General features: G+C 70.8%; 11 protein-coding genes and 2 pseudogenes. 6 read left to right on the top strand and 7 right to left on the bottom strand.

Going from position 1 to position 12,753, the window contains the following annotated elements; all coding sequences use genetic code 11:
- Positions 1-156: 156 nt before the first annotated feature.
- A pseudogene (locus V1460_RS21370) lies at positions 157-731 on the bottom strand (transposase family protein); the annotation flags it as partial.
- Positions 732-1,093: 362 nt separating this feature from the next.
- Between V1460_RS21370 and V1460_RS21375 the strand changes: the two are divergent.
- Entirely contained in the window at positions 1,094-1,483 is a 390-nt protein-coding gene (locus V1460_RS21375) for a hypothetical protein (protein ID WP_338675250.1), read from the top strand.
- Positions 1,484-1,648: 165 nt separating this feature from the next.
- Positions 1,649-2,548, top strand: coding sequence for a hypothetical protein (locus tag V1460_RS21380; protein WP_338675251.1), 900 nt, complete (start codon positions 1,649-1,651; stop codon positions 2,546-2,548).
- A 42-nt stretch (positions 2,549-2,590) separates the two neighbouring features.
- Here the strand turns inward: V1460_RS21380 and V1460_RS21385 are convergent, their stop codons facing one another.
- Positions 2,591-3,724 (bottom strand): hypothetical protein, encoded by a 1,134-nt coding sequence (locus V1460_RS21385; RefSeq protein ID WP_338675252.1) that lies wholly within the window; start codon positions 3,722-3,724, stop codon positions 2,591-2,593.
- A 245-nt stretch (positions 3,725-3,969) separates the two neighbouring features.
- On the opposite strand from V1460_RS21385, the pseudogene V1460_RS21390 reads away from it, so the two are divergent.
- Positions 3,970-4,683, top strand: a pseudogene (locus tag V1460_RS21390) (transposase); the annotation flags it as partial.
- On the opposite strand, the gene V1460_RS21395 reads toward V1460_RS21390, so the two are convergent.
- From V1460_RS21395 to V1460_RS21415, 5 genes are all read right to left on the bottom strand, one after another.
- Positions 4,574-5,203: a carbamoyltransferase N-terminal domain-containing protein gene (locus V1460_RS21395; RefSeq protein ID WP_338675253.1), complete on the bottom strand. Its 630-nt coding sequence runs from the start codon at positions 5,201-5,203 to the stop codon at positions 4,574-4,576. The pseudogene V1460_RS21390 and the gene V1460_RS21395 overlap by 110 nt on opposite strands.
- A gap of 63 nt (positions 5,204-5,266) precedes the next feature.
- Complete coding sequence (locus V1460_RS21400) at positions 5,267-6,448, bottom strand: acyl-CoA dehydrogenase (protein ID WP_338675254.1); 1,182 nt, start codon at positions 6,446-6,448, stop codon at positions 5,267-5,269.
- Positions 6,441-7,562: an acyl-CoA dehydrogenase family protein gene (locus V1460_RS21405; protein ID WP_338675255.1), complete on the bottom strand. Its 1,122-nt coding sequence runs from the start codon at positions 7,560-7,562 to the stop codon at positions 6,441-6,443. The genes V1460_RS21400 and V1460_RS21405 overlap by 8 nt, the downstream gene beginning before the upstream one ends.
- A 162-nt stretch (positions 7,563-7,724) precedes the next feature.
- Positions 7,725-7,976, bottom strand: coding sequence for an acyl carrier protein (locus V1460_RS21410; protein WP_338675256.1), 252 nt, complete (start codon positions 7,974-7,976; stop codon positions 7,725-7,727).
- A gap of 392 nt (positions 7,977-8,368) precedes the next feature.
- Positions 8,369-9,277: a phosphopantetheine-binding protein gene (locus V1460_RS21415; RefSeq protein WP_338675257.1), complete on the bottom strand. Its 909-nt coding sequence runs from the start codon at positions 9,275-9,277 to the stop codon at positions 8,369-8,371.
- Between the two features lie 664 nt (positions 9,278-9,941).
- On the opposite strand from V1460_RS21415, the gene V1460_RS21420 reads away from it, so the two are divergent.
- From V1460_RS21420 to V1460_RS21430, 3 genes are all read left to right on the top strand, one after another.
- Positions 9,942-10,649, top strand: a complete 708-nt coding sequence (locus tag V1460_RS21420) for a maleylpyruvate isomerase family mycothiol-dependent enzyme (RefSeq protein ID WP_338675258.1) — start codon at positions 9,942-9,944, stop codon at positions 10,647-10,649.
- 107 nt (positions 10,650-10,756) lie between these two features.
- Positions 10,757-11,884, top strand: coding sequence for an AMP-binding protein (locus V1460_RS21425; protein ID WP_338675259.1), 1,128 nt, complete (start codon positions 10,757-10,759; stop codon positions 11,882-11,884).
- A gap of 15 nt (positions 11,885-11,899) precedes the next feature.
- On the top strand, positions 11,900-12,559 hold the full coding sequence (locus tag V1460_RS21430; RefSeq protein WP_338675260.1) for a hypothetical protein: 660 nt from the start codon (positions 11,900-11,902) through the stop codon (positions 12,557-12,559).
- The last annotated feature ends 194 nt before the right edge of the window (positions 12,560-12,753 follow it).

The following is a 12,753-nucleotide window of genomic DNA, read 5'->3' on the forward strand; positions in this document are numbered from 1 at the left end:
GGCAGAACGGCCTTGACATCCGGGGCACCCGCGCAGGTTCAGGGAAGGCCCGGGACGGTGGGGCGTTCAGCGGGGTGATAAGGGGGCGGTTCTGTTCCCTGTGGAGATCGACCTCGGCCGGATCTTGGAGGGTGTCTCATGTGGTGGCCTTCGCCAGTCGGCGATCGCGCCGAGCCCGGCCGCGCGGAGATGGGCGGTGAGCTTGTCGTGCCGGCAGGCGGTGATCTCCGATGTCCGTCCGGGCCGCACCGCGGAGACCCATGCCAGACGGCCCTTGTCGTCGGTGAGTGCGATCACGAGCAGGCCGTGGCATTTGCGCTTGCCGGAATAGTTCTTCCGGTTCGCTGTTCCGGTGCGCCGCCGGGTGCGTATCAGCGAGCCGTCCAGCAGTACGATTCCACCGCCCTTTCGGGTGATCTTCTTCAAGGCGCGGTCCAGGCGCGGGGCGCGGGCGGCCAGCAGGCCGACGACCTCGCGGACCCAGCGGGTGACGGTGGTGCGGTGCACCCCGTTTCCGCCGGCCAGATCGCCCGGCCTCTGGTCACAGCGCAGCACCGCCAGCACGATCCCCGCGGTCTTTCCCGGAGTCAGGGCCGCCACCGTGAGCCGATCTTCTTGCAGTGGCCGCGTATCAGGGTGGCGAGATAGTTCAGGGTGGCGCTCGACAGCGGCAGGCGGGCGGTGTAGACAAGGCCGTCAGGGCCCTCGGCGTGAGGGTTGTTTTTCTTCACACCAAACTCAACTGCCGCCGGGGGCCCGCCGGTTACGCCCAGCCCATCATCGTTCCGGTGCAGCTACCGGCGAGCGGTGAACCGCCCATCGAGCACGACAAGACGCCCGCACACCAGCCCCGTGAACTGCAACTTCACGATGCACACAGCCCATTGCGGCGCGACCGACAGCCGTGTCGTGACGGACAAGGCGTCAGTGGCGGGCGCCCGCTCACGTGGCACGACAGTGCCGGCGCATGGAGCCGCCGACCCCGGTGGAACCAGCCGTACCCTCCCTTGCGTTACCCGGTGTACCGGACGCACAGCGGAACGTCGCCGACGTCACCGGTGTGGGCGGACGCGAAGGGGAAGGGGCAAGCGCCGTGTCACGAGGGTGGAAGACCGCGCTCATGGTGGTGTCGTTGGCGGGGATCGTCTCGACCCCCCTGTTCTGGCTGTTGGACGGCCCGGACACGGGGCAGTTGGTCGGGGCTTCCGTCCAGGCGGCGGCGAGTATCGCCGCTCTGCTCTACGCGATCCTCGCCGCCCCTGCCTCAGACTCCAGGAACCGGGTGGTGCGTACGGGCTCCGCGAACGCACGGGACGGAGGTCAGGCGGTAACGGGGATCAAGCTCCCCAACGGCAGGGGAGACGGGTCGTCTACGGCCACGGACACCGGCCCGAGTACCGCCACAGGACAGGGCAGCAGGGCGGTCAGCGGCATCGATCACGGCGGACGCCCTTCCTGGAACCCGTTCCGTGCGAGGAGGTAGCCGCGAGGCTGCCGGAGCATACTCCTGGTGCGGGCAATCTGGTGCAAGCCATGTTCCGGGCGTGCGCGGCAGCGCGGGGCGGACCGACCGGAGGGGGACGAAGTGAAGCAACCGGACCGCAGCAGACCCGGTCGGCCGGGCCGGCCCGACAGCCGTGGTGACCGGGTGAGCAGAAGCGGGACCGGCACGGCTGTCGGCGAGAACAACACCGTCATCACAGGGATCCAGAACGTCCACCACGGGCTGCGGGGGCCCTGGGTTGTGGTGCTCGCCCTCCTCACTGTCCTGGCACTGACCGGGGGGTACTACCTTCTCCCCCGGGAGAACACCGGGGAGAACAACCAGCCCCAGGATCCCCAGAAGGCCGGGGAGGAGCCTTTCCACGTAGCCGTGCGGCAGGTCTGGGACCTCCCGCAGGACGGCACCTTCTGGGTCTTCCCGGAGCGGCTGTCCGCCGGCTCGCTCCATACCCCCTCGGACCAGGACCAGCGAGCGTCCCGGCAGTACGCCTCGCTCGGCGGCATACGCGGCGGCCGGAACTGCGGCGAGGTGTGCACGTCCGTCTCCCGCTATCACGTCACCCTGACCGGGAACCGCCTGCAACCCGTGCACATCGACGCGATCAGGGCCAAGGTGCTGTCCAAGAAGGCGGCACCGTCCGGGACGTTCGTGTGCGTTCCGCCCCAGGGCGGTGGGCCCGCCGACACGGTCTACATCGACCTCGACTCCTCCCGCAAGGACGGGATGGAGGTCGACAAGCACAACACTCCCACGACGCGGATCTTCGCCGACGGCCAGAACCGTTACGCGGCCCAGGGCGAGCCCCTCGACTTCATCGTGATCGGCGGCACCGCCGAGCCGTCGTTGTACACCTGGGAGTTGGAGCTGGAACTCAGCTACGACGGAAGGCAAGAGACCCAGACGATCCGGCTCAAGGACAACAAACCGTTCCAGACCGTGGGGTGGCTCGGCGTCCCCGCATACGACGTGGTCTACGTGCAGAATCCCACTGGCAAACTGGTCGAATCCGGCGAGAAGCAGCCCAAGTGCACGCAGCCGAGCTGATCGGAGACCGACCGGGCCCGCGACCCGGCGGCCCCTTGCCGGTCAGCGCAACGCGTCCGGTCGCCCGGCGTAGTAGGCCACGGCGACGCTCTCACTCTCCAGAAGTTCACCGATGTCCTCGGACGGTTCGCCCGGGGAGGCCGGTGTCAGTGGATCGAACAGCCGGACCGTCCACAGCGGCGACCGGGTGTCGAGGAGTGGCGTCCCCGGCCCTTCGACGACGATCCCCCGCTTGCCGCAGCCGTAGGCGTCACTCAACTGTCCGGGCAGCGGGGGCGCGGGCCCTCCCTGCCTGCGCTGGCAGCGCGTGCCGTCGGCCAGTTCGAGCGCCCAGGGTTTGGTCTCCGCCGTGGGCGCGGTCTCCCCGGGCCTCTCCGCGGCGCGCACCAGCCCTTCCAGAGTGATGTCCCAGGCGTCGAGCGTCGTGTGGTGGTAGAGCGTCTTGCTCCACGGGCTTCCGCACAGCAGTTCGCGGGGGTGCTCCGGCTTGATCCAGCACATGGCCGCCCCTGCGACGTTGGGCGGGCAGGACACGATGTCGGGGACCAGCGCACCGGGAGGGGTCGTGCACGCGCTGCCGTAGATCTTCGCGGAGCGGTCCATCTCGACGACGGTGTAGTCGGGACGCGGGTTCCCGCGGGGGGTCACCGGGACCACCGTGACCTTGCGGGTGGCTGCCGCACCCGACTCCGGATCCGGTGCCCCGACGGTCTCGGCGCAGCGCTGCCGCGCCGACTCGTCCTTGGGATCAGAGGTGCTCACACACACCCGTGCGTCGCGTGAGGACCCGGTGATGGTGCAGGATGCGACGCCACCCTCTTCACCGCACCCCCAGTACAGCAACCTGACAGACTGCGGCAGCGGTTTCTCCGTGCCCGCCCGCACCTGGGCCCTGCCTCCTTCACCCGCCGAGACTGTGGTCGTACACGTGGTGACCTTGTCGGTGAAGGCACAGCCGTCCTGGGGCACTCCGGGCACGGTCAGCACGGCGACATCGGAGTGGCCGGATATCCGGAGGGTGACCTCCGTCGGCCCCGACTGCCACCGGCGAAGCGCCCCTCCGGCGAAGACGGCTCCGGCCAGGAGGGCGAGTACGGCCAGGCCGAGGAGCAACCTCACCAGGGGGCCGCGAGGTGTCCGCCGGCCCGACGACCGTACGGGAGGGTTGACCGTCATGTCCCGATCGTAGGCCGCGAGGACCTCCGGACGCCGGGCCTCCGCGCAGTCACCGCTCTCTTCCCGGACCCTCGAACTCCGTTGGCATGGCCGGGAGATGCGGCCTCTGCCGGGCGCGACCTCCTCACGGCGCGGAGTCACACAGCGACCGCGGGTCGGATCGCGGGTACGGGCCCGCGCCCCCGCTGACGTCACGCGGGCGCCGACCATCACAGCGCGGCCTCAGCGGGGTGAGCTACAAGGGCCGAGCGCCCTCTGCGGTGCCGGCAGTTTCGTCCGAGGCAGAGTTCTTCGCCTGCGCCGCGATGAAGGGCTCGTGTCTGGCCAACCTGCTGGCCATGCCGGTCTCCCGCGGTACCGTGCTGAGGTGGCTGTGGCGCCTGCCGGTGCCCCAGGCGCCGGTCCCGCGGGGGATCGGCGTGGACGATTTCGCGCTGCGGCGCCGTCACCGCTAACCCACGATCATTGCCGATGCCGTCACCGGCCGGCGCATCGAGGTCCTGCCCGGCCGGGACGCCGATACCCTGGAAGCCTGGCTGCGCAAACATCCCGGCATCGAGGTCGTATGCCGGGACGGCTCGGCCACCTATGCCGAGGCTGTCCGCCGCGCTCTGCCCAACGCGGTGCAGGTCAGCGAACGCTGGCACCTGTGGCGCAACCTGTGCGACAAGGTCCAGCTCGAGGTCCGCGCCCACGCCGGCTGCTGGGCCGCCGTCCTCAACCCGCCGCTGCCCGGCGGCATCCGTGAACAGACCACCCGTGAACGCTGGAACAAGGTCCACACCCTGCCCGGCCAGGGCGTCGGCCTGCTGGACTGCTCCCGCCGCCTCGGCCTCGCGTTGAGCACCGTCAAACGCTACGCCCGCATGCCCGAGCCCACCGGTCTGCGCATCGCACCGGCCTGCCGGCCCACTCTTGTCGACCCCTGCCGCGAACACCTGCACCGTCGCCGGACAAGCCGAGCCAGGTGGAGGCCGCGTCGTAGGCGTAGCCGAGCGAGGAGGTGCGCGGCCAGGCGCGTTCCCGTCGCGGCTCGGCGCCGTCCTCGAAGGTCCAGATGGTCGTGGACTCGTTCTCGCCGTGTCCGTCGATCACGAGGACCCCGGCCTTGGGAAAGGGGGAGGCGTAGAACGCGGAGGCGGCGTGTGCGGCGTGGTGCGGTACGCGCACCACCTCGGGCAGCCGGTCGCCGAAGTCGAGGCCCACGGCGAAGTCCAGGAACTCGGCATCGTCGGCGAAGCGCCGCGGGTAGAGCTGCTCGGTGTCCCAGCCGATGGCGACGACGTCGATGTCGGCGGCGGTGATGCCGGCCTGATCGAGGCAGAAGCGGGCCGCGTGCAGGGGCTTGCGGTAGAGGGAATGGCGCACCCGGTTGCAGCGCTCCTCCTCCGAGAAGGCGATCACCCGGCCGGTTCCGTCGATGAGACATGCGGCTGTGTCGTGCCAGCCGGTGGGGGCGCGTTCACACCGAGAATCCACATGGGTCGCTCCAGAGGTCGTGGGGGTCGAAGGAAACGGCGGCGGCCGGGGTCCGGTCGGATGTCACCGGGTGTCGCTCGGCGCGGTGGTGAGGCGCAGCAGGTCGAGTTCGCTCCGCGCGGAGTCGGCGACGATGGACCGGACCACTTCGGTGGCTCCGCCGCTGATGCCGAAGATGGCTGCCTGGGCGCGCAGTTCCTGGATGCCGCCGCTGGAGAATCCGTGGGCGCCCTGGAGCTGGCCGCAGGTCTGCAGGACATGGTTGACGGTGGTGCCGGCCGCCGCCTTGAGCGAGGCCGCCGCGGCGGCGTCGTGGCCGTGCACGACACGGTCGCGGAGCCCGTCGCCCAGCGCCCGCAGCTGCTGGACCTGCACGAGACTCTCCGCGAAGAGCTGCCGGACGCTGTCGAGGTCCCACAACGTGCCGGTGCCGTGGGGTCTGCCGGTGAGCCACCGCAGGGTGCTGTCGAGGGCGGTGCGGCACAGTTCGACGCTCCACAGGGCGCCGGCGAGGCGTTCTGGACCGATGTGCCGGACGAAGGCGGGCAGCCCCCGTCCGACGCGCCCGACGATGTGGGAAAGCGGGAGACGTACGTCCGTCAGGTCGATGTCGCCGGTGCCGGAACCGTCGAAGAGGGCGGTGTCGGCGGGCCGCACGGTCACGCCGGGGGTACCGGCGGGGACCAGGAACCAGGTGAAGTGGGTGAAGTGGGGGCCGGGCCGGTGCCGGGCGAGGACCAGCAGGTGGTCGGCCGGGACGGCGTTGTTGATCCAGCGTTTTGCGCCGTCGAGCACGACGTGGTCCGCACCGATGCTGGCTTCGGTGCGCAGGGAGGCCAGGTCGGATCCCGCGGTGGTGTCGGTTGCCGCGAGGGCGGTCACCGTCCGTCCGGCAAGGGCTTCGTGCAGCGCGTCCACGCAGGGGCCGGAACCCGTGCGGGCGCCGGTGGCGAGCAGGGGCAGGGTCGTGGCGGCCTGGACGCAGAGGGACATGGTGCTGCCGAACCCGAACTGTTCCCCGGCCACGGCGAGGACCCGGGCCAGCCGCTCGGGCACGACGCCGCGGTCGGCCTGTCCGTCCGGATACATCCAGGCGATCAGTCCGGCGGCACCCAGGGCGGCCCACAGGTCTCGCCCGGTGGCCTGGGGCGGCAGGTGGGCGACGGCGGCCCGCAGCTCCTCGTCCCCGCCGGACAGGCGGTCGCCATCGGCTGCGGTGGTGGGCTGCGGTGGCCGGTCAGACAAAGCACACCTCCCGGTCGAGCAGGGTGAGCCGGCCGTCCGCCAGGTGCAGCCGGTCGTTGTGGTAGTTCAGGGCCGCCGAGCGCAGGTCGCGCAGGGTCTGCTCCAGCCGGGTCGGCGAGTCCCTGAGGTAGCCGTGCTGCAGGCCGACCGCCTCGATCAGGTCGTCAACGGCGGCGCGGCACTGCTCGGAAGCGCTCAGTTTGAGGCCGTTGAGGAGGAGTTGGGCGGACGGCGCGGTGAGGTCGGGGGTGGTCTCCACCATCCGCAGGGTGTGCATCAGCTGGGCGTGGACCGCGTCGAGGCGCTGGCGGGTCCGGGAGAGCCGGGTGAGGAGCAGTTCGGAGCCGACGTCGAAGCGTTTGCGCCCCTGCGGGCTGCGGATGAGGTTCAGGACGCGGGTGAGGGCACCGGCGGCGGCGCCGAGCCAGGCCGCCGACCAGCCCAGATGCGCGTAGGGGACGAGGATGCGGTCGGCGATGGTACGGAAGGGCACGTCGGGGGCAAGCACCTGGTGTGCCGGTACGGTGCCGGTGAGCTTCAGCGGCGCGCTGCGCGTGGCCCGCATCCCCATGGGCTGCCAGTCCCCGGCCAGTTCGGTCAGCAGCTGCTTGCGTGCCGCGTACACCAGAGCGACGTCCCGGTCGTGCGTGGCCTGCGCATTCTTCATGGTGATGAGAAACCCGTCGGCCTGCTCACCCCCGGTGACGACCGGGGCGAAGCGGTCGACGACGAGGTCGGCGCCCTCTTCCCGCAGGGCGGCGTGCGCACTGTGGACGTGGCCTCCCTTGCCGCTCTCGGTGCTGACGGAAGCCAGGTAGTGGCGCCCCTCGCCGAGCACCGGCAGCAGGCGGGAGCGCAGCGGCTCGGCGGCGGACTCGACAACCGCGGCGGCCTGTTGGCAGTGCATGGTGAAGATCAGCGCGATCGACATGTCGCACCGGCCGAGGGCAAGCCCCGCGTCGACGACGTCGCGCAGGGATCCGCCCATACCTCCGTGAGCACGGGGCACGACCAGGCCGAGGAGCCCTTCCGTTCGCATCGCGTCGAGGGCGTCGACGGGGAAGGCGGCATCGCGGTCGGCGGCGGCCAGGTGCTGCTCGGCCACCCGGGTCACACGGGCCAACGCCTCGGTGAGGCCGGGGGGCCGGTCGTCGACGGGTCCGGGGGGGGCGGTCGTCGACGGGCTCGGGGCGTCTGCCGTCCGCGGGGGCGAGGGGTCGGGCGTCGGCGAGCCCGGGATCTTGGCCGTCGGCGGGGCCGGCGTGGGTGGATGCGCTCACGGGGCCACCGATCCGTCGGCGAGCTGTGCGGTGACGGCTTTCCACAGGTTGCCGGGGGTGGCGAAGGTGGTCTCGTTCAGATCGGAGTCCGGCAGGGTGATGTCGTATGCCTCCTCGATGCTGAACAGCAATTCGATGGACCGCATGGAGTCCATGCCAAGGTCGCGCAGGCTGGTGTCGGTGGTGATCTCGGTGGTGGTCTCGACTCTGAGCTGCCGGCGCAGAAGGTCGATGAAGGCGCTGTCCACAGCGGGCTCCTTTCTGGGGGATCGCCGGGCGGGTGGGGCTCGCCGGGGCTGGGGACGGGCGATGCGGTGCAGTTCTCCGTATCCCGGGATGCCTAGCTGGGGCGGGCGGAGGGGCTGGGTCCTGCTGCTGGGGTGCGAGTCGTGCCTGAACTCCCCGTGCAGTGCCGGGCGTTGTACCGGGACAGTGCCCGAATACGTTTCCATGGGTCCGCCCCGTACGCCGGGGAACGGGCCCCCGCAGCCCAGGGAGAGCGTGCGTTCAGGCATACCCAACCCGGGATCAGGCGGTGGGCGGGCGTCGGCCCCGGGGGCCTCGGCCGGGTGTCCCGGGCAGGTTCCGGAGACCGGCCGGGCGGCGCCGGTGAGGCGTCGTCGGCCGCCCGGCGTCGCCGTCACGGCTCGGCCGGCTCCGGGGCGGCGCCCCGGACGACGCGGCACAGCCCTTCGTCACTCCGCAGGTTCTCCGGAACCAGGTCGTCGGAGTCGAATTCGACACCGAGCCTGGCTTCGAGGCTCTCGATGATGTCGACCATGCGGAAGGAGCTGAACCCCTCGATGGTGCGCAGGTCGGTGCCGGCGTCCAGCGACCCCGGGTCACCTCCGAGTACGGCGGCCACCACTTCGGCGACCTGCGCGGCCACGCTGTCGGTGACGGCATCACGGGTGAGGCCCGCGGCGGCGTGCGGCGCCGTAGGAGCACCGGTGGCCGGGAAGACGTTCTGGTCGGCTTCGAGGAGTTCGGCCAGCCGGTCCACCAGGCCGGGCGGCTCCGGGCGCCCGCGCGCGACCCTGCGGTAGGCCACGTAGGTGTGGGTGACCAGTTGATTCCACCGCTCCAGGTGACGGACCGTCTCCTCGTCGAGTTCCGCGTCCGCCACGAACAGCGCGTGCAGGGTGCGCGAGCGGGCGAGCAGCCAGGCGTCGCCGGTCAGCCGGTGCAGCACTCCTTCCCGGTCGGCGCCCTGGTCGAACGCGGCGAGGTAGTCGTCCATGCGGGCGTGTTCCACACGGAGCCGGGGGCGCTCACCGGCCCGGGACCCGGGCGCGATGCGGAACAGCTCCACCTCACCGAGGCCGGCCAGTTGGTCCGCGGTCAGTGTCCAGGCGCCGGGTTTGACGGCGCCCCAGGGGGTGTCGTTGTCGTAGGCATCCACCACCGTCCACGCGTCGTCGGCCCCTTCGGGCGCGAGGAGCAGGAAGCTGTGGTCCATGTGCCGCTGCCGGTGGTAGGGCAGCCAGGGCATCTCGTAGGCGTCCGCGACGGCATAGCACGGTGCCCCCGGCTGGACGGCACCGTGCACATCGGCCCCGGTGACCCGCGTCTGACCGGTGATACGCAGGTTCAGGCACCTTTCCGCTTCGGCGAGTTGTTCCGCGAGCGGGGAGGTCGACGGTGGGCAGCCCGTCCGCGCCCGGATACCACCGGCTGCTCAGCTTGGAGCCGAGGTGCAGGTGCGTGCCCTGACCGTGAAAGTGGTCGGCCAGCACGGCCAGGTTGGACTGCACACAGTCCAGGAGGTCCGCCCGGACCGCAGACAGGGCCGGGAGCCGGCGCTTCGCGTCCGGGCACCGGTGTTCTTCGCCGTCGTGCTGCACACATCCCCCATCGGGTCGGTCGCGAGCGACCGGTCGATGTCGGTACGACGGGCCATGGGAGCGGCCTTGTCGGCCCGTGCGCTCCTGCACACGGGCCTGCCGCTCGGCCCCGCTCAGCACCGCTGCCGGGAAGTGGTCTGCGCTCGACACAGCACCCACTTCCGGCATGCGGAATATTTCATCCGCATTGCAACATCACACTAGCCATGCCTCACCGACCAGGACAATGCCCAGTGATCCAGATCACATTCTTCAACCAGCCCACTCCATAAGCCGGTTGACGCCACGGAAGCATCGCACTTACAGTCGACAAAATTTCCGTACTACGGAAATCCATTTCCCTAATACGGACATTCCCAAGGGGGCGTCATGCAGGACCTCGGGGCTCTGGACCCGATCAACGCGTCCACGGACCGGTTCGTCGCCACCGTCACTTCCCTCACCGACGCCCAGGTCGCCGGGGACACGCTGGTGTCCCCATGGACCCGCGGCCATGTCATCACCCATGTCGCCCGCGCCGCGGAGAGTCTCTGCCGACTGCTCACCTGGGCACGCACCGGTGTGGAGACACCGCAGTACGCGAGCATGGACACCCGGGCCGCCGAGATCGAGGCCGGAGCCCGGCGGCCGGTCGCGGACCTGGTCGCCGACGTCCGGGACACCGCCGCCCGCTTCGAAGAGGCGGTGCGCGCCCTGCCCCCCACGGCCTGGCACACCGAAGTGCGGATGCGCACCGGCGAACTGCGCACGCCCTCCACTCTGGTCCCCACCCGGCTGCGCGAACTGGAGATCCACCACGCCGATCTGAACGCCGGCTACGGCTTCTCGGACATACCGGCCGACGCCGCCCGGTGGATCATCGACGACATCGTCGAAGCACTCGCCCGGCGGCCGAAGACCCCTTCGCTGCGTCTGGAGGCGACCGACACCGATCTCGTCCACGCCCTGGGGACCGGTGGCCCCACCGTCAGCGGACGGCAGGCCGACCTCCTCGCCTGGCTCAGCGGCCGCTCCCCCGGCACGGGACTCATCGCCTCCGGCGCCGACGAGGTTCCGCCGGCTCCCTTCTGGATCTGAGCGGCGCCCCGCGTCCCGTCCGTGCCCCGGTGCATCCCGCATTCCCCGTCCGTACTCCGCTCCACCCCGCTCCGCGAAAGGACCGATGACCGGCATGATGACCGTCCGTGAGGACGTCCGGCCCCTCCCCCACGCTCACTCGCGCGGTCGAGGGTTCCCCCGAGGCCCGCCTGTTGCACGAGTTCCTGCTGACGGGCGCCTCCCTGGTGCCCGACCGGACCGCCGTATACGAGGTGGACGAGGGCGGTGTGCCGCAGGCTGTCAGCTATCGCGAACTGGAGCGGCGCGTCCACGCCTACGCAGACCTGCTCGACCCGCTCGGCCTCAACGTGGGCGACCGTGTCGTGCTGGAGGCCGACACCTCCGCGCACGCCATCGCCCTGCTGTTGGCCTGCTCCCGGCTCGGCCTGACGTTCGTCCCCGTCAGCCCCGAGACACCGGCCCGGCGCGTGGCGACGATCATGGAACTCGCCGAGCCCGCGCTTTTTCTGACCACCGCGGAAACCTGCCGGATCCAGGCGCCGGCGGGCATGGGCACCGGCCGGTTCGGGCCCGCCTGGGTGGAGCTGTGGACCCGGCCGCGCGAACGCGTCCGGCACCGGCGCGCGGTCGTCGAGACGGACCCCGCCTACATCATCTTCACTTCCGGTACGACGGGGCGGCCCAAGGGCGTCGTCATGACGCAGCGTGGCATCGTCTCGTACTTCCGCATGCTCATCGCGGACAGCGACATCGCCCCGGACGAGCGCGTCGCCACCACCGCTCCCCTGCAGTTCGACCTGTCTCTGTTCGACATCGGTATGGCCCTGGGCAGCCTCGCGTGCTGCGTACCGGTCCCGCGCGCGCTGCTGCGCTGGCCGCGCCGCCTCCTGCGCTTCCTGGAGGAGACCGCTGTCACTCAGGTCAACGGCGTTCCGTCGATCTGGCGGCAGGTGCTGCGGCACGAGCCGGACAGGTTCGCGAGCCTCACCGCCCTGCGCGGGATCCTCTTCTCCGGCGAGGAGTTCCCGCTGCCGGAACTGCGCCGGCTGCGGAAACTGCGGCCCGGCATCCGGGTGCTGGACAGTTTCGGGCACACCGAGTGCATGTCGTGCTCGCTGACCGAGGTACCCGACCCGCTTCCCGCCGAGACCGTACGGCTGTCCATCGGCGCCCCTCATCCCGGCTCCGAGGGGATGCTCGTCGACGCCGAGGGGAAACCGATCGAGGAGGCCGGCGTCACCGGCGAACTCTAGTCCGCGTCGTACTGGGTGGGGGCGGATCGGCGGGCCGCCGAGGCTCCCCAGCTCGCCGAGGTCAGACCGGCGGGCGTCCCCGAACGGACGGTCCGGGATGAGGCGGAGCACCTTGTCGTAGCGCGTGGCCAGCTTCAGCTCGAAGCCGGCCTGCTTCAGGTCGCGGACCAGTGCACTGCCCGTGGGCAGCTCGCGCGGCACCAGCGGATCGGTGCCCAGGTCAGGGAAGCGGGTGGCGACCCGCTTGTGCAGGGCGTCAACCGTCAGGCCCGGCTGCCGCTCCTCCTCAACGCCCGGCTGCACGGCGACCACACCGGCCTGAGTGATCCTCAGCGCACGCACCAAGTCCAAGTCGCGCGGGTAGATCTCCAGTCGGGGTGTGAGGGCGGCTCGGGTGGAGGCTGCGACCGCGATCTCGGCGGTGCGCCGCTCGTCCCAGCCCAGGTTTCCCGGCGGCCGTCGTACCGCATCCAGTTCGGTGAGGACAGTGCTGGCCGTCGGCAGGGACTCCAGCTCCGCCAGTCGGTCGGCCCGCGCGCCCAGGTTGAGCGCGTAGTCCTGAAGGGCGGGCAACGTCCGGGGGATGCACCCTTGGACACCTCAACGAAGAGCGAGGGATCCTGCGAGACCGCAGTCGAAGGGCAGGGAACAGCGGCTCAGCGTGTCTCGCTGTAGCCGCACTCGGAGCACGTGTGCGTGACCTTCTTGACCTTCTGGTCAGAGCGGACGCCACAGGCGCTCGACTCCATGTCGCTGGCACAGTTCGGGCAGTTCATGGCTCGACTCCTGGCATGACGAGGATGTTCTTCAATGCCAGACCCGGATCAGCTCCGCTGATCCCTTGCACTCACCGCCTTCACGGGGCGAGC

It is taken from the genome of Streptomyces sp. SCSIO 30461, from assembly GCF_037023745.1.
In the GTDB taxonomy this organism is placed as follows: Bacteria; Actinomycetota; Actinomycetes; order Streptomycetales; family Streptomycetaceae; genus Streptomyces.

Excerpts from the sequence above, each read along its gene's own strand:
- V1460_RS21420 (WP_338675258.1), top strand. The coding sequence starts at position 9,942 with ATGCAGGACCTCGGGGCTCTGGACCCGATCAACGCGTCCACGGACCGG.
- V1460_RS21385 (WP_338675252.1), bottom strand. The coding sequence starts at position 3,724 with ATGACGGTCAACCCTCCCGTACGGTCGTCGGGCCGGCGGACACCTCGC.